22 protein-coding genes are annotated in these 23,770 nt (G+C 63.6%); 11 read left to right on the top strand and 11 right to left on the bottom strand.

Annotated features, from left to right (window positions below):
- Positions 1-43: 43 nt before the first annotated feature.
- Positions 44-1,027 (bottom strand): branched-chain amino acid ABC transporter permease, encoded by a 984-nt coding sequence (locus AB0O81_RS04590; RefSeq protein ID WP_363581683.1) that lies wholly within the window; start codon positions 1,025-1,027, stop codon positions 44-46.
- Between the two features lie 9 nt (positions 1,028-1,036).
- A complete protein-coding gene (locus AB0O81_RS04585; protein WP_363581681.1) occupies positions 1,037-2,359 on the bottom strand; it encodes a branched-chain amino acid ABC transporter permease in 1,323 nt (440 codons plus the stop codon).
- A 260-nt stretch (positions 2,360-2,619) separates the two neighbouring features.
- Between AB0O81_RS04585 and guaB the strand changes: the two genes are divergently transcribed.
- The 4 genes from guaB (at position 2,620) to AB0O81_RS04565 (ending at position 6,901) form a co-directional block, all read left to right on the top strand.
- Positions 2,620-4,122 carry an IMP dehydrogenase gene (gene guaB, locus AB0O81_RS04580; protein ID WP_363581679.1) on the top strand — a complete coding sequence of 501 codons (1,503 nt, stop codon included), beginning with the start codon at positions 2,620-2,622 and terminating at the stop codon, positions 4,120-4,122.
- 56 nt (positions 4,123-4,178) lie between these two features.
- Positions 4,179-4,457, top strand: a complete 279-nt coding sequence (locus tag AB0O81_RS04575) for a DUF2277 domain-containing protein (RefSeq protein ID WP_363581791.1) — start codon at positions 4,179-4,181, stop codon at positions 4,455-4,457.
- A gap of 72 nt (positions 4,458-4,529) precedes the next feature.
- Complete coding sequence (locus AB0O81_RS04570; RefSeq protein WP_363581789.1) at positions 4,530-5,648, top strand: GuaB3 family IMP dehydrogenase-related protein; 1,119 nt, start codon at positions 4,530-4,532, stop codon at positions 5,646-5,648.
- 5 nt (positions 5,649-5,653) lie between these two features.
- Complete coding sequence (locus tag AB0O81_RS04565; protein ID WP_363581677.1) at positions 5,654-6,901, top strand: SURF1 family cytochrome oxidase biogenesis protein; 1,248 nt, start codon at positions 5,654-5,656, stop codon at positions 6,899-6,901.
- 180 nt (positions 6,902-7,081) lie between these two features.
- Here AB0O81_RS04565 and AB0O81_RS04560 read toward each other — a convergent pair whose 3' ends face one another.
- Complete coding sequence (locus AB0O81_RS04560) at positions 7,082-7,909, bottom strand: hypothetical protein (RefSeq protein ID WP_363581675.1); 828 nt, start codon at positions 7,907-7,909, stop codon at positions 7,082-7,084.
- A gap of 73 nt (positions 7,910-7,982) precedes the next feature.
- On the opposite strand from AB0O81_RS04560, the gene AB0O81_RS04555 reads away from it, so the two are divergent.
- Positions 7,983-8,132, top strand: coding sequence for a hypothetical protein (locus tag AB0O81_RS04555; RefSeq protein WP_363581673.1), 150 nt, complete (start codon positions 7,983-7,985; stop codon positions 8,130-8,132).
- A gap of 580 nt (positions 8,133-8,712) precedes the next feature.
- On the opposite strand, the gene AB0O81_RS04550 is transcribed toward AB0O81_RS04555, so the two are convergent.
- Positions 8,713-9,489, bottom strand: a complete 777-nt coding sequence (locus AB0O81_RS04550; RefSeq protein ID WP_363581671.1) for a siderophore-interacting protein — start codon at positions 9,487-9,489, stop codon at positions 8,713-8,715.
- Between the two features lie 334 nt (positions 9,490-9,823).
- Here AB0O81_RS04550 and AB0O81_RS04545 point away from each other — a divergent pair, with 334 nt between their 5' ends.
- The 3 genes from AB0O81_RS04545 to AB0O81_RS04535 are packed head-to-tail and all read left to right on the top strand — an operon-like array spanning position 9,824 to position 13,330.
- Complete coding sequence (locus AB0O81_RS04545; RefSeq protein ID WP_337338511.1) at positions 9,824-10,327, top strand: DUF3817 domain-containing protein; 504 nt, start codon at positions 9,824-9,826, stop codon at positions 10,325-10,327.
- The gene (gene guaA, locus AB0O81_RS04540) at positions 10,324-11,907 is read left to right on the top strand and encodes a glutamine-hydrolyzing GMP synthase (protein WP_337338512.1); all 1,584 of its coding nucleotides are present in this window, start codon (positions 10,324-10,326) and stop codon (positions 11,905-11,907) included. The genes AB0O81_RS04545 and guaA overlap by 4 nt, the downstream gene beginning before the upstream one ends.
- Before the next feature lie 55 nt (positions 11,908-11,962).
- Complete coding sequence (locus AB0O81_RS04535; RefSeq protein WP_363581669.1) at positions 11,963-13,330, top strand: glycosyltransferase; 1,368 nt, start codon at positions 11,963-11,965, stop codon at positions 13,328-13,330.
- Positions 13,331-13,438: 108 nt separating this feature from the next.
- Here the strand turns inward: AB0O81_RS04535 and AB0O81_RS04530 are convergent, their stop codons facing one another.
- A complete protein-coding gene (locus AB0O81_RS04530) occupies positions 13,439-14,356 on the bottom strand; it encodes a Bax inhibitor-1/YccA family protein (protein ID WP_363581667.1) in 918 nt (305 codons plus the stop codon).
- A 155-nt stretch (positions 14,357-14,511) separates the two neighbouring features.
- Between AB0O81_RS04530 and AB0O81_RS04525 the strand changes: the two genes are divergently transcribed.
- The 3 genes from AB0O81_RS04525 (at position 14,512) to AB0O81_RS04515 (ending at position 17,801) form a co-directional block, all read left to right on the top strand.
- Positions 14,512-15,522, top strand: a complete 1,011-nt coding sequence (locus AB0O81_RS04525) for a glycerophosphodiester phosphodiesterase family protein (RefSeq protein ID WP_363581665.1) — start codon at positions 14,512-14,514, stop codon at positions 15,520-15,522.
- A gap of 204 nt (positions 15,523-15,726) precedes the next feature.
- Positions 15,727-16,707 (top strand): ABC transporter ATP-binding protein, encoded by a 981-nt coding sequence (locus tag AB0O81_RS04520; protein ID WP_363581663.1) that lies wholly within the window; start codon positions 15,727-15,729, stop codon positions 16,705-16,707.
- A complete protein-coding gene (locus AB0O81_RS04515; RefSeq protein ID WP_363581661.1) occupies positions 16,704-17,801 on the top strand; it encodes an ABC transporter permease in 1,098 nt (365 codons plus the stop codon). The genes AB0O81_RS04520 and AB0O81_RS04515 overlap by 4 nt, the downstream gene beginning before the upstream one ends.
- Positions 17,802-17,816: 15 nt before the next feature.
- Here AB0O81_RS04515 and AB0O81_RS04510 read toward each other — a convergent pair whose 3' ends face one another.
- The 6 genes from AB0O81_RS04510 to AB0O81_RS04485 are packed head-to-tail and all read right to left on the bottom strand — an operon-like array spanning position 17,817 to position 23,474.
- Positions 17,817-18,572, bottom strand: a complete 756-nt coding sequence (locus AB0O81_RS04510; protein ID WP_363581659.1) for an ATP-binding cassette domain-containing protein — start codon at positions 18,570-18,572, stop codon at positions 17,817-17,819.
- On the bottom strand, positions 18,569-19,378 hold the full coding sequence (locus AB0O81_RS04505) for an ABC transporter ATP-binding protein (RefSeq protein ID WP_363581657.1): 810 nt from the start codon (positions 19,376-19,378) through the stop codon (positions 18,569-18,571). Before AB0O81_RS04505 ends, AB0O81_RS04510 begins: the two co-directional genes overlap by 4 nt.
- Positions 19,375-20,229, bottom strand: coding sequence for an ABC transporter permease (locus tag AB0O81_RS04500; RefSeq protein WP_363581655.1), 855 nt, complete (start codon positions 20,227-20,229; stop codon positions 19,375-19,377). The genes AB0O81_RS04505 and AB0O81_RS04500 overlap by 4 nt, the downstream gene beginning before the upstream one ends.
- Positions 20,226-21,188: an ABC transporter permease gene (locus AB0O81_RS04495; RefSeq protein WP_363581653.1), complete on the bottom strand. Its 963-nt coding sequence runs from the start codon at positions 21,186-21,188 to the stop codon at positions 20,226-20,228. The genes AB0O81_RS04500 and AB0O81_RS04495 overlap by 4 nt, the downstream gene beginning before the upstream one ends.
- Positions 21,189-21,240: 52 nt before the next feature.
- On the bottom strand, positions 21,241-22,731 hold the full coding sequence (locus tag AB0O81_RS04490) for an ABC transporter substrate-binding protein (protein WP_363581651.1): 1,491 nt from the start codon (positions 22,729-22,731) through the stop codon (positions 21,241-21,243).
- 47 nt (positions 22,732-22,778) lie between these two features.
- A complete protein-coding gene (locus AB0O81_RS04485) occupies positions 22,779-23,474 on the bottom strand; it encodes a DUF1684 domain-containing protein (RefSeq protein ID WP_363581649.1) in 696 nt (231 codons plus the stop codon).
- Positions 23,475-23,770 lie beyond the last annotated feature (296 nt).

The following is a 23,770-nucleotide window of genomic DNA, read 5'->3' as shown; positions in this document are numbered from 1 at the left end:
TTCGACGGGAGCGCTGTCATCGCTCGGTCCGCCTGGCATCTGATCACTTGACAAAGGTCAGCTCCTTCTTGTTGCCGAGGATGCCCTGCGGCATGAAGATCACCAGGAGCATGAGCGCTATACCCACCAGGATGTAGCGCACCGTACTCGCCTGAATCTCGGTCATGAACGGGAGGTAGCCCGCCTTGACCATTGCCGGAAGAACGTTGCTGAGGAACGTCTGCAGCGCCCAGAAGATCAGCGAACCGAGAACCGGTCCGAAGACCGTCGCGGCGCCACCGAGCAGAAGTGCGGTCCAGATGAAGAACGTCAGCGAGGTGACGTAGACGCCGGGGCTGACGGCTCGTTCGAGCGAGATGATGATTCCACCCGCTGCGGCGAGCATGCCACCGAGAACCAGTGACTGCAGCTTGTAAGCGAAGACGTTCTTTCCGAGTGAACGCACGGCGTCTTCGTCTTCACGGATGCCTCGCAGTGCGCGACCCCAGGGGCTGCGAACCAGCAGCCACACGATCAGCACACCGATCGCGAGGGTGATGATGCCGACGATGCGCACCCACCAAGCGGTGCCGTTGTATTCCCAGGGGCCGAAGCCGTAGGTCTGGGTCGCATCGAGCGGGTTGAAGTCCTGGAAGCTGCCCTGGTAGCCGCTGAGGCCGTCGGCAGAGCCGGTGACGTCATCGAATGCGGTGGTGAGGAAGAGCAACCTGACGACTTCGGCCGCGGCGATCGTGACGATCGCCAGATAGTCGCCGCGCAGTCGCAGGGTGGGTATACCCAGAATCAACGCGAACACACCCGAGGCGATGAGTCCTGTCAGGGCCGCGAGCCACCAGGGGAACGCGAACATGAGGCTCGTGATTGCGAAGCCGTAGGCACCGACGGCCATGAAGCCAGCGATACCCATGTTGATAAGGCCGGTGTAACCGAAGTGCATCGCCAGTCCCAGCGCGGCAAGGGCGTACCCGAGCGTGGCAGGGCTGATGATCGATGACGCGGTGTTTGAGAGAATCTGTATCCAGTCCATGAATCGCCCTTAGCCTATTCTCTCGCTGCGACCCAGGATGCCCTGTGGTCGGAACAGCAGAATCACAATGAGGATGAGGAGCGCGCTCGCGTACTTGAGATCAGCGGGAATCCAGAGGCTTGACGTCTCCACGAGAATTCCGACGATCAGTGCGCCGACGAGCGCGCCATAGGCGGTGCCGAGGCCACCCAATACCACTGCGGCGAACATGAGCAACAGCAACTGCGCTCCCATGTCCCATTTGATGCCGGGGCGGTAGTAGGCGAACAAGATTCCAGAAAGGCCCGCGAGGGCCCCTGAGACGATCCAGACCACGCGAACCACGTGGTCAACGTCGATTCCGGATGCTGCCGCAAGCGAGGGATTGTCTGAGATGGCACGCGTTGCCTTGCCGAGCCGCGAACGGTTCAGCCAGAGCGCGAAGATCACGATGACGACGATCGAGATTGCAATCGACACCATGTCGATAACGCTCATCGAAACGGAGCCGAAGAGGGCGAAGCGAGGGGCGTCGCCACCGGGCAACTGCACCGTTCCGCCGCCGATGATGTACTGGAAGATGTAGCGCAGCGCGAGCGACAGACCAATGCTGACGATCATCAGCTGCACTACGCCGACCCTTCGCCTTCGTAGCGGTCTCCATAAGATCATGTCGAGCACGAGCCCGAATACACCGCTGAGAATGATCGCGAGTGGAAAACCGAGCCACCACGGTAACGCCAGGCTGGCGGGGCCGACGATGAGGAATCCCGCTATCGCGCCGAAGGTGACCATCTCACCGTGGGCGAAGTTGGAAATGCCGGTTGTGCCGTAGACGAGCGTCAGGCCGACCGCACCAAGGGCGAGCATCAGCCCGAAGGACACACCCTGCACGAGGCGCTGCACCAGCTGGTCGAAGAAGCTGGTGACGTTTCGTTCACCTTCGCCGATGAAGAAGTTGACGCTGAGGCGGCCACCCTGCCCCATCTCAGCTTCTTTGACGTTAGGGGTGTCGCTCTCTTCGTCGACGACAGCGATGCCCTCGGGAAGCGTGTTCTCGTCGAGCGTGACGGTGTAGACCTCGCCGCGCTCGGGAACCTGTGCGCTCCATTGACCGTTCTCATCGGTTTCGACCTCTTGGAGGCCACCGGGTCCGTCAACCGATAGCGCGACGCCTTCTAGCGGCTCGCCATCGAGCTGTACGTTTCCGCTGATTCGGTATGGATCATCTTCCGCAGCCAGCGCGGGCGCTGACGTAACAAAGATGCCGCAGAACACAATGAATAACGCGATGAGTGCAGATATGGCGCGGACGCGACCTAGTCGCGATCCGGCCTCAATCGTTGAACTCACTGAACCTCCCAGTCCGGCTCATGCATGCCGACACTCGGGTCGCATCGGCCATGAGTGACGACGCTACGACCCTAATGTGTCCTGAGTGTTTCATGCACGCTCCTTTAAAGAACCTTGCCAAATTGTGATGAGACCTTGTAAATGTTCATTAGCGGCGGAATAATCGCGCGTTCGCACGGTTTAGGATTGGTGCGGCGCACCGAGGCGCACCGGCCCTCGCCGACAACCTCAACATTTGCGCTACGAGCGCGGGAGAACCCATGGAGCACAACGACCCGTTCGGTTTCGTCGGATTGACCTACGATGACGTCTTGCTCCTGCCGGGGCACACCGACGTCATTCCCAGCGAAGCGGACACGTCGTCGCGTGTGACACGCCGGATCACCGTAGCCACGCCGCTCATCTCAAGCGCCATGGACACCGTCACCGAGACGCGCATGGCTATTGCTGTTGCTCGCGAGGGCGGGCTCGGAATTCTCCACCGCAACGCATCCATCGCCGACCAGGCGTCGATGGTTGACCGGGTGAAGCGCAGCGAGTCGGGCATGATCACCGACCCCATCACGACCACGCCAGAAACGACGATCGAAGAAGTCGACGACCTGTGCGCCACCTACCGCATCTCCGGGTTGCCGGTCATCGACGCCGACGGCGTTCTGGTGGGCATCGTGACCAACCGCGACATGCGTTTCGTCTCGGGTTTCGAGCGCCAGACCACGCTCGTCAAAGACGTGATGACCGCTGAAGGCCTCATCACCGCCAAGGTCGGCATCGGCGCCAACGACGTTCTCGCGACATTCGCGAAGTATCGCGTGGAGAAGCTGCCTCTCATCGACGACGATGGCAAGCTCGCGGGTCTCATCACTATCAAAGACTTCGACAAGAGCGAGAAGTACCCGCTCGCCACCAAAGACGAGCATGGGCGCCTTCGTGTCGGTGCCGCCATCGGGTTCTTTGGTGACGCATGGGAGCGTGCTGAAGCGCTTCGCGATGTCGGCGTTGACGTACTCGTCGTTGACACCGCGAACGGGCAATCGGCAGGCGTTATCGATCTGGTGACGCGGCTGAAGGCAGACCCGAGCTTCGAGCACATCGACGTGATCGGCGGCAATGTCGCAACACGCGAGGGTGCTCAGGCGCTGATCGATGCAGGCGTTGACGCGGTGAAGGTGGGTGTCGGCCCGGGGTCGATCTGCACCACTCGCGTTGTCGCAGGCGTGGGCGTTCCCCAGGTCACCGCCGTCTACGAAGCCTTCCTCGCCGCGCGCGAGGCCGGAGTGCCAGTCATCGCTGACGGCGGACTGCAGTACTCCGGCGACATCGCCAAGGCAATCGTCGCGGGTGCAGATTCGGTCATGATCGGCTCGCTGTTCGCAGGCACCGATGAAAGCCCCGGTGAGGTGGTCTTCGTCGGCGGCAAGCAGTTCAAGCAGTACCGCGGCATGGGCTCGCTCGGCGCGATGCAGACCCGAGGACAGAAGACCTCGTATTCGAAGGACCGCTATTTTCAGGCGGACGTGCCGAACGACGACAAGCTGATTCCTGAGGGGATCGAAGGTCAGGTCGCGTACCGAGGCCCGGTGTCTGCGGTTGCCTATCAACTCGTCGGTGGACTTCGTCAGTCGATGTTCTACGTCGGTGCTCGCACTATCGAAGAGCTGAAGGCCAAGGGCAAGTTCGTTCGCATCACCGCTGCCGGCCTCAAAGAGTCACACCCACACGACGTGCAGATCGTTGTAGAGGCGCCCAACTACCGCAAGTAGCAGGGTGATGGTCTGAGGGGTGGAAGATGTCGGCACTCGGGCGTATCGTCGGCCGCATGTGCCGGAACATTCACACCCTTCACAATTTTGAGCCCGCTGCCACCGGTGATGAAGTGCACGCCGCCGCGCTGCAATATGTGCGCAAGATCGCGGGCACCTCGAAGCCCAGTCAGGCCAATCGTGAGGCGTTCGACAAGGCGGTGAACGAGATCGCGCACATCACGCAGCACCTGCTCGACGACCTCGTCACCACTGCGCCGCCTAAGAACCGCGAAGAAGAGGCCGCGAAGGCCCGCGCGCGGGCGGTGGCATCGGGTCGCTACTCGGCCGCATAGCGCCGGTGGCTGCAGCATCCATCGTCTGGTGGTCTGTGTTTTTGAGGAGCCGACTAGGCTGAGAGGGTGAGCATGGAGATCGAAATCGGCCGCGCTAAGCGCGCACGACGCGCATTCACCTTCGATGACATCGCGGTGGTGCCCTCGCGGCGAACGCGAAACCCCGAAGACGTATCGACCGCGTGGTCAATTGATGCGTTCCAATTCGACATTCCCGTGATGGGCGCGCCGATGGACTCCGTGGTGAGCCCGCAGACGGCCATCATGCTCGGTCAGCTTGGTGGGCTCGGGGTGCTCGACCTTGAAGGCTTGTGGACCCGCTACGACGACCCCACACCCTTTCTCAGCGAGATCGCTGCGCTCGACAAGGCTGCTGCGACACGTCGCATGCAGGAGCTCTATGCCGAGCCGATTAAGCCCGAGCTTGTGCGTGACCGACTGGCCGAGATTCGGGCCGCCGGTGTGACCGTTGCTGGCTCGCTCACTCCGCAGCGCACGCAGGATCTGTACGAAACGGTGGTCGCCGCAGGAGTCGACCTTTTCGTGATCCGTGGCACCACGGTGTCGGCTGAGCATGTCTCGTCGGTCGACGAGCCGTTGAACCTCAAGAAGTTCATCTACGACCTCGACGTTCCTGTCATCGTCGGAGGCGCCGCGACCTACACCGCAGCCCTTCACCTCATGCGCACGGGTGCGGCGGGTGTGCTCGTCGGATTCGGTGGGGGCGCAGCATCCACCACTCGTGTGACGCTCGGTCTGCACGCCCCAATGGCGACCGCTGTCGCTGACGTCGCTGGCGCGCGCCGCGACTACCTCGATGAGTCGGGCGGGCGGTATGTGCACGTCATCGCCGACGGCGGTGTCGGTACGTCTGGAGATATCGTCAAGGCTCTCGCGATGGGCGCAGACGCTGTCATGCTCGGTGTCGCACTCGCTCGAGCGACGGATGCGCCAGGTCAGGGGTACCACTGGGGTCCCGAGGCTCACCATGCGCAGCTGCCGCGCGGCCGTCGCGTGAAGGTAGACCAGGTCGGCACGCTTGAAGAGGTGCTGTACGGGCCGGCTCCGGTCGCCGATGGCACTGCAAACCTTATTGGCGCACTTCGCAAGTCGATGGCCACGACCGGGTATTCCGACCTCAAGGAGTTCCAGCGCGTCGAGGTCGTCGTCGCGCCCTACGCCAACCGGTGAGTTCGGTGAACGGCGACCCCGCCGATGGCGCGGACGCCGGTGACACGGCGGCTGCGGGCTCGGGTGGTGCTGGTGCTGGTGCGGACGGTTTAGAGGCTGGGGCGGGTGCTGGTGGTGCTGCGGGTGCTGGTGCTGGGGCTGGTGCTGCTGCTGCTGGTTTAGAGGCTGGGGCGGGTGCTGGCGGCGCGGACGCTGGTCACGCGGATGTTGAAGCGATGTCGGCTGACGGCGTGCCTGACGGCATGGCGGTGGACAGTCACGAAGCCGACTATGTGGGTTCGTCTGGCGCCGAATCGGACGACCCGAATTTCGCTGGCGTGGCTTTCGGGAGTAGGGCCCTGGGCGATAACGCTTCGGGCGACGGTGCTTTGGCCAGTGCTGAACCTGCGGTAGCGCCAAGCGGCCCCGTTATTCCCGAGGTCTTTCCGCCGACGCTGCGTGAGGTCATGCTGCGGAGGGAATGGTTGGGCCTGCTCGCTCTCTGTCTGATCGTGGCGGGAGTGTTCGCGTGGCTCGGGCAGTGGCAGCTAGATCGAGCAATTGATACGAATCCGCCGCCCGCGGGTGCAACCGAAGAGATTCTGCCTCTCGATGAGGTGGCAGGCCCAGGCGAGTATCTGCCTGAACCGCTCGTGGGGCAACGCGTTGAGACTCAGGGCGTGTGGGTGCCGGGCGATTTTCTGATCGTGTCGTCGCGGTTTAACGATGGCGCGGAAGGCTATTGGGTTACCGGTCAGTTGCGCCTCGACAACACTGATGCCGCAACGTCTGTGGCTGTGGCGATCGGCTGGGCCGCGACCGAGGAAGACGCTCGCGCTGCAGTCGAGCAGCTTGAAGCGGATGCTACGGTGCCCGCTTCGTACGTCATCGCCGGGCGGCTGATTTCAGATGAGACGCCCGTTCCGCCCCCGCACGGCGGCGATCCGCAGGCGATGTCATCACTGTCGACCGCTGCGCTGCTAAGTCAATGGCACGACATCGAAGGCCTCGACGTGTACCGCCAGTACATCGCATCGGTTGAGCCGCTCGGCGGGTTGGTGGCAATCGCGTCACCCGCTCCGGAGCTGGCCAACCCGATCAACTGGCTTAACATCTTCTATGCCGCTGAGTGGGCGATCTTCGGTGGCTTCGCGTTCTACCTCTGGTACCGCCTCGCGAAGGATCAGTGGGAGAAAGAGGTCGAAGACCTCGAAGATGCCGCTGCGGAAGACGCCGCGGGTGCTGGCGGCGGCGCTGCTCGCACTGCAGGCTGACCGGCGCGCCGCGAGCACCGCGACGCACCGCCACAGAAGCGCATTGTCGCCGAAACAAGAGCTCGGGCGCCAGACAAGCCGGCGTGCAACTTGTTTCGCGCACGAAGTCATGTCTCGCGCGCGCCCGGGGGCCCGGGGGCGCGCGTGCCCGCGCGCGCAGGCCCTACGGCTGCGCGTGCGTCAGCGGGCGGTTGTGCGCGCATTGCGAAGGATGCTCTCAACCGCGGGATCGGCGGGGCGTAGGCGCGGTACACCTGCATCCCTAAGAATCTTGTCGAGCCGGCCGGGATGCCACACGTCGGCCCATCCCCATCGGGCGACGCGATGCGTGACGCGCAGCAGCGAAACCTCGCGTCGGCGCTCCTGACGAACGGTCTGCACGGTCGGCGCAAACTCGCCGGTGTACTTGGCTTCGCCGTCAGCTTCTCCGACGATGTTTGCCGAGCGCCAAAAGAAGTCCACCCTCGAAGTCCCCTCTTCGAGTACGAAGCTGACTTGTAGGTCTGGCTGCTCGTAGCCGAGATGGGCGATGACTACTCGGCTGATGCTTTCGAGGATAGACTCAGAGCGAGCGTCGGCAAGTTCGAGCGCCGCGCGCGCGTTGCGAACGCCACGTTGATTCGTCTGAGAGTCCATGCGGTCTCGTACGGCCGCGACAGGGAGGCCCCTGGCGAGTGCCGCATCGACTACGGCGACAGCGAGTGCCAGCGGGAGCACCCGAATCAAGTCCACGACGGTATCCAGCGCCGATGTCGTTTGCAATCCATCAACGCGCACGACCTCGCGCGTATTAGCGCTCGCATGAACAGTGATGTCGCTGTGGCGGTAGCTGCTGGCGCCTGTGGGGGAGTAGAGGTGGATGCGAGGTGTGCCGAACACGGGGAGACCGTGGATGGCGGCAGCTGACTCGAGCGCAAATATCGGATTCTCGAGCGATAGGGATGCTGCTCGCACCCGTTCGCGATATCGCTGAGACGGCTGCAGAGTCAGCCACCACGCGCTGTTCACGTAGATGCCTCTTCGAAGGCGCAACAGTTGCCCGGGTCGCTGCGCAATGCGCGAGCACCGATGGCTTCGCAGCATGTTGGACCCGTCGTCGCTCATGCCTCCAGGATCGCGCGGCGCAGCATCCATCGAATGGCGAATCGGTAGGCGGGGAGTGTCAACCTCTCAAGCACCGGCTGGGGAGGAGCGCGTCATCGTGATCGTGATCGTGATCGCCGAGACATGAGTGGGTGGGCGAAACAGGGTGCACGGGGACGTGTCTTGAGCACGAAGTGCTGTTTCGCTGTGCCGGATGAGCTGAGCGGGCTTGCTCGGCTCGCGGCACGCTTGGGGTGTGGCGCTGCGGGGTTCTGCGGGGTGTGCTGTGGGATGCGCCGCTCGCGGTGGGGGAAGGGGCGCCGGCTGCGAGAGAAGAGCTCGTGCGCGAGACAAGGAATGCTGGCTGCGAGACAAGGAATGCCGGCTGCGAGAGAAGAGCTCGTGCGCGAGACAAGGCGCACGGGGGGCATGTCTCGCACGCGAGGTCATGTCTCGGCGTTCGGCGTTCGGCGTGGGGAGTGGGGAGTGGGGAGGTGCGCTGCTGCGGCGTGTGCTGTCGGAGGTGCCGCTTGCGGTGGGGGAAGGGGCGCCGGCTGCGAGGCAAGAGCTCGTGCGCGAGACAAGGTGCACGGGGGCATGTCTCGCACGCGAGGTCATGTCTCGGAGTGGGGAGGTGCGCCTGGCGGTGGGTCGACCGGGCGGTGCACCGGGCGGTGCGCAGGGCACCGGGCACCGTGCGCCGGGGAGCGGGGCGGCGCGGTGCGGGGCTAGAGGATCTGGCCGACGGGCTCGCGCTTTTCGGCCTGGAAACGGTCTTCGGTGCGGCCGCGGGCCCAGTATCCCGACAACGAGACGTGCTCACGGGGGAGCGCGCGCTCGTCGAACAGCACGCGGCGCAGCGCCTTCATCGATTCGCGCTCACCGTGCACGAATGCGTCAACCCGACCTTCACGCCATTCGAGCGCTCGCACCGCATCAGCCAGGCACTCGGTGTCGTGGGCCGCGTTCGTGATCCAGCGGACGTTCACGCCAGCGGGAGCGGCTAGTTCGAGCGCGGCATCCTCAGCATCCACTTCGATGATTGCCTCACCGACCGCCTGAGCGGGAAGCGATTCGAGCGCAGCAGCGATTGCCGGCACCGCAGACAGATCGCCGACGAAGAGATGCCAGTCAGCATCGACATTGGGGGTGAACCCGCCACCCGGGCCGATGAAGCTGATCTTCTCGCCGACCTTGACGTTCGCCGCCCAAGGGCCAGCGACACCCTCGTCTCCGTGCACGACGAAGTCGACGTCGAGCGTTGCGGCTTCGGTATTGACCCGCCGCACCGTGTAAGTGCGGGTGACAGGATGCGACTCGGGCTCGGGCGTCGTGAACTTCAACTTGAGGTACTTGTCGGTCTCGACGCGGTCGTGAAACTGATCGAACCCGTCACCGCCGAGCGTGATTCGTACGAGATATGGCGACAACCGCTGGGTCTCGATGACCACAAGTTCGATCGACGGGCGCGGAGCGCGGGGACTGGTACGAGATGCAAGAGCCATTGTCTCCACGCTACCTGCCGAGCCTGAACTATGTGCGCTTCAGATTGCGCCATCAGCGAAGGGGAGCACCTGCGCACGGCTCCCCGCTTGCGACGCACCAAATGCGCGGGCATCCAAGCCACACGAGCACTCGCACACACCGCCCCAAACGGGCGGCGCTTCTACTCGGCACGTACGTTCCCTTGCGACGCACCACATGCGGGCGCACACGAGCACTCGCACACACCATCCAACGGGCGGCGCATCCCCTCGCGACAAACGTTCGCGCACAACGTGCAGCGTGCAGCATCCACTCGACGCGAGCCTCAACACGCACGCGGGTAGACTGGACCGCATGCCCCGTGCCCCGAAACTCGCTTCTTTCCCGGCGATTCGCGGAGCCCTGAAGTTCTATCAGGTTTGCTCCGTCATCACGGGTGTTGGCCTCTTGCTGCTGTGTGCCGAGATGGTGCTCAAATACACTCCGCTTCACGTCGAGCTCTTCCTCGGCGGATCAGGCGGATTCTTGTGGTTCGCCCCCGTGGTCGAGGGTGTCGACGGGCTCGTTTCGACGGGTGACGGCCTCAACCTCTCGCTCGGCATTCTGGTCGTGCACGGCTGGTTCTACGTCGTGTATCTCTTCGCTTGCTTCCGCATGTGGAGCCTGATGCGCTGGAACATCGTGCGCCTCGCCACCCTCGCCGCAGGCGGCGTGATTCCTTTCCTCTCGTTCTTCATGGAGGCCAGAGTCGGCCGCGAAGTGAAGACCTACCTCGACGAGCGTGAGGCTGCTGAGCACCACACTCGTTCCGAGCACTCCTCTCTTACCCACGCCATCCCGACGGAGAACAAGCGTTGACACAGCAGACTGAAACCGAACAGCGGCCCGTTCTTGTCGTCGACTTCGGCGCGCAGTACGCCCAACTGATCGCACGTCGCGTGCGCGAAGCGGGCGTCTACAGCGAAATCGTGCCGCACACGGCGACAGCGGCAGAATTCGCCGCGAAGAACCCGGTCGGCATCATTTTGTCGGGCGGACCGTCGTCGGTCTATGAAGAAGGCGCCCCCTCGCTCGACGCTGGTGTCTTCGAGCTCGGCGTTCCCACGCTCGGTATTTGCTATGGCTTTCAGGTCATGGCGCAGGCTCTCGGCGGAGTGGTTTCGCAGACCGGCCTTCGCGAGTATGGGGCGACGGATGCTGTCGTCTCAGGTGACGGCGGAACCTTGCTCGCCGGTCAGCCTGGCACGCAGAACGTATGGATGAGCCACGGAGACCAGGTCTCGAAAGCACCCGAGGGCTTTGACGTTCTCGCGTCGACGTCGGCCACGCAGGTTGCTGCCTTCGGCAACGATGTGAAGCGCTTCTATGGTGTGCAGTGGCATCCCGAGGTGAAGCACTCCGACCACGGGCAGGCCGTGCTGGAAAACTTCTTGCACCGCGCAGCGGGGCTTCCTGCCGACTGGAACAGCGGCAACGTCATCGCCGAGCAGGTCGCAAAGATTCGCGAACAGGTCGGCACCGGCCGTGTGATCTGCGGGTTGTCGGGCGGCGTCGATTCGGCGGTCGCAGCCGCGATCGTTCACGAAGCTGTCGGTGACCAGCTGGTCTGCATCTTCGTTGACCACGGGCTGCTGCGAAAGGACGAGCGCGAACAGGTCGAGCAGGACTATGTCGCATCCACCGGTGTGCGCCTCGTCACCATCGACGCGCGCGAGCAGTTCTTGAGTGCGCTCGCCGGCGTCAGCGACCCCGAGCAGAAGCGCAAGATCATCGGGCGCGAGTTCATTCGCTCGTTCGAAGCTGCAGAGAAGGCGCTGATTGCTGAGGCCGCGGCCGACGGTGAGCCGATCCGCTTTTTGGTGCAGGGCACGCTGTACCCCGACGTGGTCGAGTCAGGCGGCGGCACCGGAACCGCAAATATCAAGAGCCACCACAACGTGGGCGGCCTGCCTGAAGACCTGCAGTTCGAGTTGGTTGAGCCGCTGCGCACCCTCTTCAAAGATGAGGTGCGCGCAATTGGCCGCGAGCTCGGCCTGCCCGAGGTGATCGTCGGGCGTCAGCCGTTTCCGGGGCCAGGTCTTGGCATCCGGATCGTCGGTGAGGTCACCGCTGACCGTCTCGCGATTCTGCAGGATGCCGACGCCATCGCCCGCGAAGAGCTGACCAAGGCAGGCCTCGACAATGAGATCTGGCAGTGCCCGGTCGTGCTGCTTGCCGACGTTCGTTCGGTGGGCGTGCAGGGCGACGGTCGCACCTACGGTCACCCGATCGTGCTTCGTCCGGTATCGAGCGAAGACGCGATGACCGCCGACTGGACGCGTCTGCCCTACGACGTGCTGTCGAAGATCTCGAACCGCATCACCAACGAGGTGCGCGATATCAACCGCGTTGTGCTCGACGTCACGTCGAAGCCGCCGGGAACCATCGAGTGGGAGTAAGCGCGCATTAGTGCGGGGTGCCGGTCGCGCGACAGCGAGCAGGCAAGATGGAAGCGTGACCGCAATCGCTGACGCTGCCTACCTTGTACTTTCGAGCAGGCTCGTGCCCGGCCTCGACGGTGGGTATACCGTGGCGACGCTGGCGCGCGCTCGATCGATTCAGGATGCTGGCGCCACCGCCCCGCTGCTATTGACACTCGACCCCGCAACGCCGTCAGCGCATGCCGAGCACCGCCGGGTGTTCGCTGATCGCGGTGAGATCGCATCGGTGGACCGGATGCGGAATCTGTTCGACGAGGCACTGGCCGACCCGTCATGGGTGCGCGCGGCCGCGGTGCCGGGTGAGCCTTCGGATGGTGTGGAGTACCGCGAGATCGCGAGCGAAGAAGCAGGCCCGGTGCTGTCGATTCCGGTGATTGCAGCGAACCCTGACTGGCATCTGACCGATGCCGCGGTGGTGGTTCACGGCTACGGAGTGATTCCCGGTGGTTTTGGTGCGCTCTATCTCACCTGGCTGCAACACGTCGCCGCAGAGTTGCGCGCAGACGATCCCGAACGTGTCGTGGTGGTCATCTGCGAGTCGCGACAACTAGGGGAGCTGATCGCCGGGTGGAGTGACCCGCACGTGCGCATCATCCACACTGTGCATAACTCGCACCTAGAGCCGCCGTACGAAGACCCCAACGGCCCCATCAACGGCCTGTGGACCCGCTGGTTTGATGTAGTTGATCGTTTCGACGCCGTGCTGTGGCCGACTGCGGCGCAGCGCGCAGACGTTGAAGCGCGGTTCGGCGCTCGCGACACGTTCGCGGTCGTGCCAAACCCGGTCGAGCAGGTGCACAGCCACGGCACGCGCACGGATGCCACTGACCCGCACCGAGTAGTGATGCTTGGGCGCATCGCGGCGCAGAAGCGAGTCGACCTCGCAGTTCGTGCGTGGGCTCGGATCATTGACGCGGTGCCCGACGCTCACCTTGACATCTACGGCGATGGGCCGCTGAAAGAGCAGATCGCCGAGCTGATCGACGAACTTGCCCTGGCGGCATCCATCACTCTTCACGGCCACATCGACGATCGCGACGCAGCTCTCGCCGGCGCGGCTCTCATGCTCGTCTCTACGGCTTACGAGGGGCAGGGGCTGTCTATTGCCGAAGCGCTCGTTCGTGGGCTTCCGGTGGTCTCGTTCGACGTGCGCTACGGGCCGCGCGAGACGATTGGCGACGCTGGAGTGCTAGTGCCACCCGGTGACGTGGAAGCACTCGCTGATGTCGTAATCGCATTGTTGAGCAACGACGAGCGCCGCGCAGCTCTGGCCGATCGAGCAGTAGAGCAAGGCCGACTGCTGGCGCCGGAGGCAGTGACCTGTGCGCTGGTACCTGTGCTGAAGCGGGTGCTGGCCACACCCTCACGACGCGCTCACTAAACGACCATCGGGACGCGCCCACTAGCCACAGCCACTGACTCGGCACGCCCCCACCGACGACGAACGGCCGCCCAGAAAACTGGACGGCCGTTCGTGCGAAGTGTTAGATCAGTTGCTGCCGCGGATGATCGCGATCATGCGAAGCATCTCGACGTACAGCCACACGACGGTGACCATGATGCCGAAGCCGCCCATCCAGCCGTACTGGCGGGGTGCGCCGTTGCGCACGCCGCGCTGAATCGAGTCGAAGTCGAGCACCAGTGAGTATGCCGCCATGATGACGACGAAGATGCCAATGATGACGCCCCACGGAATGCCCAGGATGAAGCTGGGCTCGCTACGCAGGCCGAATGCGCTGTCGGTTGCACCGAAGAACATCATGCCGAGGTTGATGAGCGAGAAGACGAGGTAGCCGATCATCGCGATCATGAAGACCTTGGTGGCCTTCTTCGATGCGCGGATCTTGCCGCTCGCGAAGAGCGCCAGGGTGACACCGACAACGGAGAAGGTGGCGAGCGACGCCTGAACGACGATGCCCGAGTAGAGCATTTCGAAGTAGGCCGAAATGCCACCGACGAAGAGACCCTCAAGTGCTGCGTACGCGAAGATCGCGCCCGGGCGGATCTTCTTGCGTGAACCGAAGATCACGACCATCGCCATCACGAATCCGCCGAGGCCACCGATGATCCAGGGGAGCATCGAGGGAGTCGGGTTCTGCGCGGTCACGGGCGCCATCGTCCAGATCCAGCCGACGACGGCGGTCACCAGCAGAATAGCGAAGAGGCCGACCGTCTTGGCGACGGTGTCTTCGACGGTCATCCGCTGAGTTTCAATAGCCCCGGCAGAGGGAGCGGAGTACATGCCCTCCATGTGTGCCTGGGTTGCAGCATTCGTGCCCGCGTGCTGCGTCGCAGCGAACTGAGTTTTGCCACCGATGTTCGCGGCGTTTGCGCCGCCGGGGTAGGTGTTCACGGCGCTCTTGTCTTGGAAGGCCGGTTCGTTGAATGCGGGGTTGTTGAGGGCCACTGCTCTCACACTCCAAAGTTGTGGGTTAGACGCCAAAAAGGTGCTGGAATCAACGATATCGGACTATGGCGTCTGTATCGCCCGTATGGCTGGGAGTGCGCTATGAGCGCACAGCCAACAGTAGAGCGGGGCTGCGCGACAGCTAGCCTTGTCGGGTGCCTCGCCGCAACCCACTCGTGATCGGACACCGCGGCGCGCCCGGTTACCGCCCTGAGCACTCGCGCTCGTCGTACGACCTTGCACTGGCGATGGGGGTGGATGCTGTCGAGCCTGACGTCGTGCTCTCTCGTGACGGTGTGCTGGTGGTGCGGCACGAGAACGAGATATCGGGCACGACCGACGTTGCCGACCGGATCGAGTTCGCCGACCGGCGCACGACGAAGAGCATCGACGGGGAAACACTGACAGGGTGGTTCACCGAAGACTTCACCTGGGAAGAGCTCTCAACACTGCGCTGCCGGGAGCGGCTCGCTGAAATTCGCCCCGCCAGCGCCACTTTCGATGATGCGCAACCTGTGCTGCGTCTGCGCGACGTGCTCGACCTGGTGCGCGAAGGGTCACGGGAGTACGGCCGCCGCATCGGAGTGGTGCTCGAGCTGAAGCACGCCACCTACTTCGCCTCGTTGGGGTGGAACATGGGCGAGGTCGTTGCCGCTGAACTCGCCGATGCAGGATGGGCGAGCGGAGCACTGCCGCTCACCGTGGAGTCGTTCGAGTCGACGGTGCTGTTCGACCTGCAGGAGCGGGGCCTTGAGGCATCCTTCATCTATCTGCTCGAATCGTCTGGCCGACCGTTCGATCTGCTTTCGGCGGACGGAAAGTCGGCGCTCACCTACCAACAGACTGCCGAGCCGGAAGGACTCGATGCGCTCGCCGGTCGGGTTGACGGCATCAGTGTCGACAAGCGCATGATTCTTGCCCCTGACAAACTCGGACGCCTGACCGGCCCGACCGCCGTAGTCAGCGATGCCCACGCCCGCGGGCTGCTCGTGTTCACGTGGACCTGCCGACCCGAGAACAAATTTCTCGCGCGTTCGGTGCGCACCAAGGGCGGGGCTGCCGACTTTGGAGACTATGAAGCTGAGTGGGCGATGATTCGGGATGCTGAGGTCGACGGTGTCTTCGTTGATCATCCTGATCTGGGGGTTTCGTTCTTTCGTCGCTGAACCGTAGGTCGGCGTTTTCCGCTTGTTCACCCGCTCTCGACACGATGAGGGCATGTTTCGCAAAACCTTTGCTGGCCTCTTGGCCTCGATGGGTGCCGGTCGCCGCAGGCAACGGCGTTCGACGTGGCGCCCGGCGAGCATCCGGCCCGACGCCTAGCGATTTCGGGCGGTGACATCTGCGCTCACTCGACTTAGGGTGAGACGGTGACGATTCCAGGCATAGTGGCCCATAGCGTAAAGCGCTCGTTCGGCGAAGTTGCCGCAGTGCGCAACGTTTCGCTCGAGGTGCATCCGGGGCGGGTAACCGGACTTGTCGGTCCCAACGGCTCAGGCAAAACGACGCTGATGTTGATGCTGTCTTCGTTGCTGGCTCCCGATGCGGGAGAGATTCGCATCGAAGGTATGGACCCGATCGCTGACCCCCAGGGAGTTCGGGCGATCTTGGGCTGGATGCCTGACGCGCTCGGCGCCTGGAACTCACTGAACTGCACCGAGACGCTTGAGGTGACGGGGCGGCTGTATGGCATGACGAAAGACCACGCCAGCACGCGTGCTCGTGAGCTGCTTACCGAAGTCGGTCTCGACGACCTTGCTACCGCCCCGGCCCGGGTGTTGTCGCGCGGGCAGAAGCAACGGCTCGGGCTGGCTCGCGCCCTGGTGCACAACCCCCGCGTGATGCTGCTTGATGAACCAGCGTCGGGACTTGACCCGCAGGCGCGCATCGACTTGCGCGTATTGCTGCGGCGCTTCGCCGCCGAGGGGCGCACCATCTTGGTGTCGAGCCATGTTCTCGCCGAGCTTGAAGAGGTCGTCGACGACGCGGTGTTCATGCTCGAAGGTGAAACAGTCGACTCGCGCCGGGTCGCGGCTGCCGCGAAGCGCGCTCGCACCTGGCGGGTGAGGCTGGCGGGCACTGACGCAGACAGCGCGCGGACACGCGTCGCTGCAGCGCTCGATGCGGACCCGGCGATGGTCGTGACAGAGCGCAAAGATGCGCTTGTGTCGTTCGTCTCAGACGACGCAGCGGCAGCAGCCCTGCGGCGATTGATCGACGCGGGGCTGCCGGTGGCGGAGTTCGCCGCCGCGCAGGGCAGCCTCGAACACACCTTCTTGGATTTGGGCAAAGGAGTGCCACCCGCGTCAGGGGCAGCACCCATGGATTCTTCTGAGGAGCAGCCCTCATGAATACGGCCCGCCTCGGCACCCTTATTCGGCTCGAACTGATCCAACGCACGCGCAGCGTCGCCTGGTATGTCTTGCTCGGCATATTCGCCGTGGTGCTGCTCATCGTGTCCCTGCTGTCGTTTGTTGCCCTCGCGTGGTCGCCGGAGCCAGGCCAGTGGATCTTCTCGACGATCGTCTACATCACGCTGCTGCTGGTAGTGCTTGTCTCACCGACGCTGAGCGGCAATGCCATCAATGGTGATCGGGATGCTGCTGTGCTCGCGCCCGTGCAAGTGACCCTCGCGACCACGGGCGAGATCCTGATCGGAAAATTCTTGGCGGCATGGGTTGCCGGCCTTGCTTTCGTGCTGGTCTCGGTGCCATTTTTGGTGATCGCGACCCTGGTGGGGGAGTCGCACCCGCTGACAGTTCTCGTATCGCTCGCGGTAATGATCCTCGAAATTGGGGTGGTCGCGGCGATCGGTGTCGCACTCAGCGGCATTCTGGCGCGGCCGCTCTTCTCGGTGGCGGCGACCTACCTCGTGGTCGCTGCGCTCACCGTGGGAACAGTCATCGCGTTCAGCCTGGTGGGTTTCGCCGCGCAGTCCGAGGCCACCAACACGAGCCGCTATGCCGAATATCCGGCAGCAGACGGCGACGACTTTCCGTGCTATCCAGGCGAAGTTCCCAGCGAGGCGTATCCGTGCAATCCCGACCTCGGAGAAGTGTGTTCAGAGTGGGAAACCTACACCTACAACGTGCCGCGCTTTGACCGCGTGTGGTGGATGCTGGCGGCGAATCCGTTCGTGATCCTCGCTGACGCGACACCGACGACGTTCAACGCCCAGGGCTATCCAGAAGATCTATTCGGTCAGGTGAAGCTCGGGGTGCGTTCGGCGCAGCAGCCGCCCGAGCTCGAGTATGTCTGGGACGGGTGCGCGCCATACCAAGAGGAGTATTACCCCACGCCCGAAGAGATCATCGAGGGCAGCGCGCCGAGCTGGTTTGTGGGGTTGTCGTTGCAGATGCTGCTGGCCGCCGCGCTGCTGTGGTGGGCCTGGGCGCGCACGGGCACACCCGCGCGAAAGCTGCCGCCGGGCACCCGAATCGCCTAGTTCGCGCGCTGGCGATCAGACCGGAAGCCGCGGAACTGCTGCGATAAGCGTGCGTGCATAGTCGCTCTCGGGATTGCTCAGCACTTTGGACGTCGCGCCCTGTTCGACAATGCGACCGTCGCGCAGCACGGCGGTGCGTTCACACACGGCAGCTACCGCGCTGAGATCGTGCGAAACCATGACGAGCGCGAGGCCGGTTTCTTTGCGCAGGCTTGCCAGCAGGTCGATTACCTGCACGCGGGTGGTCAGGTCGAGGGCAGAGACCGGCTCATCGGCCAGCAGCACACGGGGGCGTGACACGATCGCGCGAGCAATCGCGATGCGTTGGCGTTGCCCGCCCGAGAACTCGTGGGGGTAGCGGCGCTGCACGTCGGCGTCGAGGCCGACAGAAGAAAGCGCCGCCGTCACGGCGTCTTGCGCAACGGCACCCGAAGAGATGCGTAGCGATCGCAGCGGTTCGCTGACAATCCGATCCACGCGCTGGCGCGGGTCGAGCGACGAGTACGGGTCTTGAAACACCGGCTGCACGCTGCGCCGAAACTGGTGCATGAGGCGGCGGTTTCGACGATCTAGCGGTTCGTTGTCGAATATCACTTGCCCGGCGTGCGGGGAGTCGAGACCGAGGAGCAGTCGCAGCGCTGTCGATTTGCCTGCGCCGGACTCTCCCACGAGACCGACTGCCTCGCCTGGGGCGATCGCGAGCGAGACATCATCGAGCACCGGCGTCTTCGCGTACGAGAAGCCCACTGATTGCAGAGCGAGCAGAGTCATTGCGTTGCCTCCCCGGTGATATCGCGCACGTCAAGAGCGGCATCGAGATAGCGCGCGCTATCGACGAGCGCACGCGTGTAGGGATGCTGAGGGGCCCGAAGCAGCTGAGTGACCGCGGCGTCTTCAACCACCACACCCTGCTTCAATACGAGCGCTCGTTCGACCATGCGCGATACGACAGCAAGATCGTGGCTGATGAACAGCAACGCCATGCCACGCTCTGTGACCAGGCGCTCGAGCAGGGTCAGCACCCCGTCTTGCACCGTGACGTCGAGAGCCGTTGTGGGTTCGTCGGCGATCAGCAGTCTCGGATTCGCTGCGAGGGCGATAGCGATAGCCACGCGCTGGCGTTGCCCGCCCGAAAGCTCGTGGGGGTATGACCGAGCGATGCGCGGGTCTTCTAGCGACACATCAGCGAGACCTTGAGCGACTGCCGCGTGCAGAGCATCACCGCGAAGGCTCAGGTGTCGGCGCAATGGCTCGGCGATCTGCTTGCCGACACGCATAAGCGGATTGAGCGCGGTGAGCGGCTCTTGAAACACGATGCTCGCCACCGAGCCTCGCAGGCCGCGGACAGCAGCATCCGAAGCGCCGACGAACTCGTGACCGTCGAGCAAAACCGATCCCTGTGCGGTGACCGCGTCAGGCAACAGTCCTAGGGCGGCAAGCGCCGTCATCGACTTGCCCGAGCCCGACTCGCCCACTAGGCCGAGGCGTTCGCCCGCGGCGACGGTGAACGACACATCTTCGACCAGGGTCGCAGAACCGGCGCGAAGCGTGAGGTGATTGATCTCAAGCAAGCTCATCGACTTCGCCTCCTCGTTGGATCGGTGAAATCACGCAAACCATCGGCGAGAAAGTTGACGCCCAGGACGAGCACAATCACGGCAATGCCAGGAGCGATCGCGCCCACCGGCGCGGTGAGCACAGTGCCCTGCGCTTCTTGCAGCATCCGACCCCACGATGCGTTGGGTGGCGGAGCCCCCAAGCCCAAGTACGAAAGGCTCGCCTCGGCCAGCACCGCGACACCGAACTGCAGCGCGAGACTCACGGCGAGTGTCGGTGCGATGTTCGGCAGGATGTGATGCCACACGATCCCACTCGTGCGGGTGCCGCTCGTGCGCGCGGCGGTGACAAACTGCTCTTGCAGAACGCGGCGCGACAGAATGCGGGTCAGCCGAGCGATCACCGCTGACATCGCCAAACCGATGGCCAGTATCGCTGATCCCAGCGACGGGCCCTGCACAGCGACGACCAGCATCGCGAGCAAGAGCACGGGAAAAGCGATGACAACATCGAGACCAGCCGAGAACGCGTCGTCAAGCCACGGTCGGGCGAACGCCGCAGCCAAGCCGAGCGCGGTGCCGAGCACCGCCGCAATCAGCACGGCACCCGCGCCGACGGTGACCGCGATGCGAGCGCCCACCATGAGCTGCGACAGAAGGTCTCTCCCCAGGCGGTCAGTGCCGAGCAGGTGCTCGGCACTGGGAGCGCTGAGCCTGCCGCCACTGATGTCGGTGAGTGAATAGGGCAGCCAGAACAGCGATACCGTCGCCATCACAATAACGAGCGCGGTGAAGACGATGCCGATCACCAGCGTCGGTCGGCGTCGACCCCGGGATGGTGCCGCGGTAGGCACTTCGATAGCGGCCGTCATCGCTGGCCCGCAATGCTGGTGCGCAGCCGGGGATCGACAATGCGCTGCACGATGTCAGCGGCAAAGCCAACCAGCACGACAAAGAGCGTGCTGACGACCAGCACGCCCTGAATGTTCGCGAAATCGTGCTGCTCGATTCCGGTCAGAAGCATGCTGCCCAGACCAGGAAGAGTGAAGACGCTCTCGACGACCACGGCGCCCAGAAGCGTGGTCGACAGCTCAATGCCGAGCACGGCGATGACCGGCACGGAACCATTGCGCACACCGTGACGCAGTAACGCTTCGTTCATGCTCGCTCCACCGGCACGGGCGGTGCGCAGGTAGTCGCTGCCCAATACGTCGATAGTGGCTGAGCGCACGTATCGTGCGAGGGAGGCGCTCATCACGATGGCGATCGTGACGACGGGAAGCGCGAGCGAGCGCAGCGCATCTGCGGGGTCTTCCCAGTCGTCGCGGGGGAATCCACCGGAAGGCAACCAGCCCAGCTGGAGGGCGAAGAGCCACACCAGCAGCACTCCCACCCAGAACACCGGCACAGCGACGCCCAACTGTGAGAAGCCAGAAAGCGCTATGCCGTACCAGCGGTCAGCTTTCACCGCAGCAGTGATCCCGATCACGAGAGCCAGGGCAAGCGCCAGTGTGAAAGCCATCAAAGTGAGGGGAATCGTGATTCCCAAGCGGGCGGCAATCTCGGGGCCAACCTCGCGTGAGCTGATGTAAGACGCACCCAGATCCCCACGCAATAGCTGCCCCGCCCACGTGGTGAATTGCTGCCACATCGGTAGGTCTGAGCCGACCTGCTCGCGGGCTGCGGCGATCTGTTCCGGTGTCGCGTCGATCGACAAGAGTGCGTTCGCAGGGTCGCCGGGAAGCAAGCGAAGCAGGACGAAGATGACGATCATCGCCACTGCGAGCGAGAGCAAGAGGAAGAGTGATCGACGAAGGAGGTAGACGCGCATGAGGTGAGGGGGTCGGGGTGGGCAGCATGGGCGCTGCCCACCCCGACACTAGTCAGGAAGTGACGATGTCGTAGACGTAGAACTGCGAGTTCAGGCCGTTTACCGGGTAGCCACTCAGATCGCTGTCGGCGACCACGATCTGCGGGTAAAGGTAGAGCCACACACTTGCGGCATCTTCGGCGATCTGACGGTTAACCTGCATCAGCAGCTCGGTCTGGCCGAGCATCGTCTCAGACTGCTCCGCTTCAGCCACCCACTGCTGCACGTCGGCGTTGTCATAGCCCCAGTAGAAGTCGGGGTTGCCGTACCAGACGACATCGCGGTCGTTGACGTGCTCTTGAAGGGTCGCGTCGAAGTCGCGGTCTTGGAAGATCTTGGTGTACCACTCGTCGGCGCTGATCGTGTTGATCTCGACGGTGATGCCGACCTCAGCGAGCTGCGACTGCAAGAACTCCGCGACGACCGGGTGCGGGTCGTAGTTCGGGGTGTCGAGCGTGAAAGTGAAGCCATCTTCGTACCCCGCCTCGGCGAGCAGCTCGGCGGAGAGCTCAGGGTCGTACGGGTTCACATCCGTGAGGTCGAGGTACCAGGGATCGGTGGGCGGCACCATCGATCCGATGAGCGTGCCGTAGTCACCCCATACTGCACTGAGCAGCTGCTCGGTATCGATAGCCGAATAGACAGCTTTGCGCACCAGCGCGTCGTCAAACGGCGCAACGCGGTCGTTGAAAGCGAGCAGCTCCTTCGTGGTCGAGGTGCCCTCGCTCACCGTGAAGTCAGAGTTATCTTCGAACTGGGCGAGCGCATCGGGGCTCTGGATGCTGGTCACAATGTCCACCTCGCCGGTGAGCAGTGCGTTGTTCTCTGCGGTGGCGTCGGTGAAGTAGGTGAAGACCACCTCGGCGTTCGACGCGGGATCACCCCAGTAGTCGTCCCAACGGTCCAGCGTCAGAGTGGAGCCCTGGCGCCACTCGTCGAGGGTGTACGGACCGGTGCCATCGGCAGCATCCACACTCGCTTCGGGACCAACGATCCAGACATAGGTGAGGTTGTACAGGAATGAGATCGATCGCTCTGACAGTGTGAAGACCACTGTCTGATCGTCGGGTGTGGTGATCTCGCTCATCGGACCGAAGCTTGACTTGCGGGCAGATTGTGAGTCTTCGGCGATGACCGCTTCAACGCTCGACTTCACGTCGGCCGAGGTGAGCTCTGCGCCCGAGTGGAACGTTACTCCGTCGCGCAGAGTGACCGTGTAGGTGAGACCGTCGTCGCTGACTTCGACGCTGTCGGCGAGCAGAGGCTCGGTTTCGCCGCCGTCAGTCAGCTTGTAGAGCCCTTCATAGACGTTGCCGTTGAGCGCTTCGGTCACTCCCTGACCACCGCCCTGCGTGTTGCTGAGGTTCTGCGGCTCATAGAGCGAACCGACGAAGATGGTGGCGTCGTCAGAGGCTGCGTCGGTGGTGTCGCTCGCGGTGCTGCAACCCGCCAGCACGAGCGCTGAGACGGCGAGAGCTGACAGGGCGAATAGGGGTTTTCTCATGCGGATGCTCCAGTAGGGGTGCGAGGGGTCAGGAAAGCAGTGAATGATTACGCGGCGTAGATGTCGAAGTCGTCACTGAATATGACGTTCTTCTCACCCGCGCGAATCGGAAAGGGGAAACGATTGGATGCCGGGGGGAGCGGACAGTTGAACTGTGCCGAGAAACCGCACGGCGGAACGAACGCGCGGTTGAAATCGAGTTCGACGGTTGCGTTCTCGCTGGCGGGTCGCTCCACGAACAGAAAACGCCCGGGCCCGTAGGTCTCGGAGCCGTTGGTCGCATCGCCGAACACGAGCAACAGCTTTCCGCCGTCGTCGAAGGCGGCGACGGTGAAGCGCTCGCCGTCGATCGTGACGGTGATGTCGCCGGGAACGATGAGATCGCGAGTGCTGCCGTTGTCGCGGATGTGCTCGAACGGAACGGTGCGGTCGCCGTTGACGGGGGCAAAGTGGCCGCTGATCACCCAGGCAGGGTCGTAGTCGTACGTGTCGATGTGTTCAAACGCGCGGATCGCTGGTGAGTCAGCATCCCAGCGACGCAGGCCGTGCTCGACCTCGCCGTTCTCGATGGAGGTGCGCTTGAGTTCGGTGATCGCGACACCGGCGACAGCATTTGCGCGCTCGGTGGCGATGTCGGCTGGCGCGCCTGTCCATCGGGTCTCTATGAGTGCCAGGTTCCCGGTCGGGGCTGTGACAGCGCGTGCACGCGTTGCGCGCCAGGAGGCGTGATCGGTTGCAGACATGGTGGAAGCAATCTTGTCGCGGACGGGGGGGAGTGCAGCGCGTTGGCTACCACCGAAGAAAAGGCGTTGTCGCGCGCCGGTATTCCCGCGCACCCGCGTTGTGTTTCGTTGTGTTGCACGCACCGACAACACAAGAGCCGTTTTCTTCATCAGAAAGCGGTGCATCGACCAGCCCGATGCCGACTGCCTCGTGACTTGGTTCTGGCTCGTTCGTGTCAGTTTTCTGCGGCGTGATGATTGAAAGCAGAACAGCGTCGCACCGACGGAACAAACTGCGCCGGCCGCCTCACGAGTGA

Origin of the sequence: Microbacterium sp. NPDC076911, from assembly GCF_040687125.1 — a bacterium.
Lineage (GTDB): Bacteria > Actinomycetota > Actinomycetes > Actinomycetales > Microbacteriaceae > Microbacterium.
This window is presented reverse-complemented; position numbering and strand designations above follow the sequence as displayed.

Bases quoted from the DNA above. Each gene is read 5' to 3' on its own strand.
- AB0O81_RS04590 (WP_363581683.1), bottom strand. From the start codon at position 1,027: ATGGACTGGATACAGATTCTCTCAAACACCGCGTCATCGATCATCAGC.
- guaB (WP_363581679.1), top strand. From the start codon at position 2,620: ATGGAGCACAACGACCCGTTCGGTTTCGTCGGATTGACCTACGATGAC.
- AB0O81_RS04575 (WP_363581791.1), top strand. From the start codon at position 4,179: ATGTGCCGGAACATTCACACCCTTCACAATTTTGAGCCCGCTGCCACC.
- AB0O81_RS04570 (WP_363581789.1), top strand. From the start codon at position 4,530: ATGGAGATCGAAATCGGCCGCGCTAAGCGCGCACGACGCGCATTCACC.
- AB0O81_RS04555 (WP_363581673.1), top strand. From the start codon at position 7,983: ATGTTGGACCCGTCGTCGCTCATGCCTCCAGGATCGCGCGGCGCAGCA.
- AB0O81_RS04550 (WP_363581671.1), bottom strand. From the start codon at position 9,489: ATGGCTCTTGCATCTCGTACCAGTCCCCGCGCTCCGCGCCCGTCGATC.
- AB0O81_RS04545 (WP_337338511.1), top strand. From the start codon at position 9,824: ATGCCCCGTGCCCCGAAACTCGCTTCTTTCCCGGCGATTCGCGGAGCC.
- AB0O81_RS04515 (WP_363581661.1), top strand. From the start codon at position 16,704: ATGAATACGGCCCGCCTCGGCACCCTTATTCGGCTCGAACTGATCCAA.
- AB0O81_RS04510 (WP_363581659.1), bottom strand. From the start codon at position 18,572: ATGACTCTGCTCGCTCTGCAATCAGTGGGCTTCTCGTACGCGAAGACG.
- AB0O81_RS04505 (WP_363581657.1), bottom strand. From the start codon at position 19,378: ATGAGCTTGCTTGAGATCAATCACCTCACGCTTCGCGCCGGTTCTGCG.
- AB0O81_RS04500 (WP_363581655.1), bottom strand. From the start codon at position 20,229: ATGACGGCCGCTATCGAAGTGCCTACCGCGGCACCATCCCGGGGTCGA.
- AB0O81_RS04495 (WP_363581653.1), bottom strand. From the start codon at position 21,188: ATGCGCGTCTACCTCCTTCGTCGATCACTCTTCCTCTTGCTCTCGCTC.
- AB0O81_RS04490 (WP_363581651.1), bottom strand. From the start codon at position 22,731: ATGAGAAAACCCCTATTCGCCCTGTCAGCTCTCGCCGTCTCAGCGCTC.
- AB0O81_RS04485 (WP_363581649.1), bottom strand. From the start codon at position 23,474: ATGTCTGCAACCGATCACGCCTCCTGGCGCGCAACGCGTGCACGCGCT.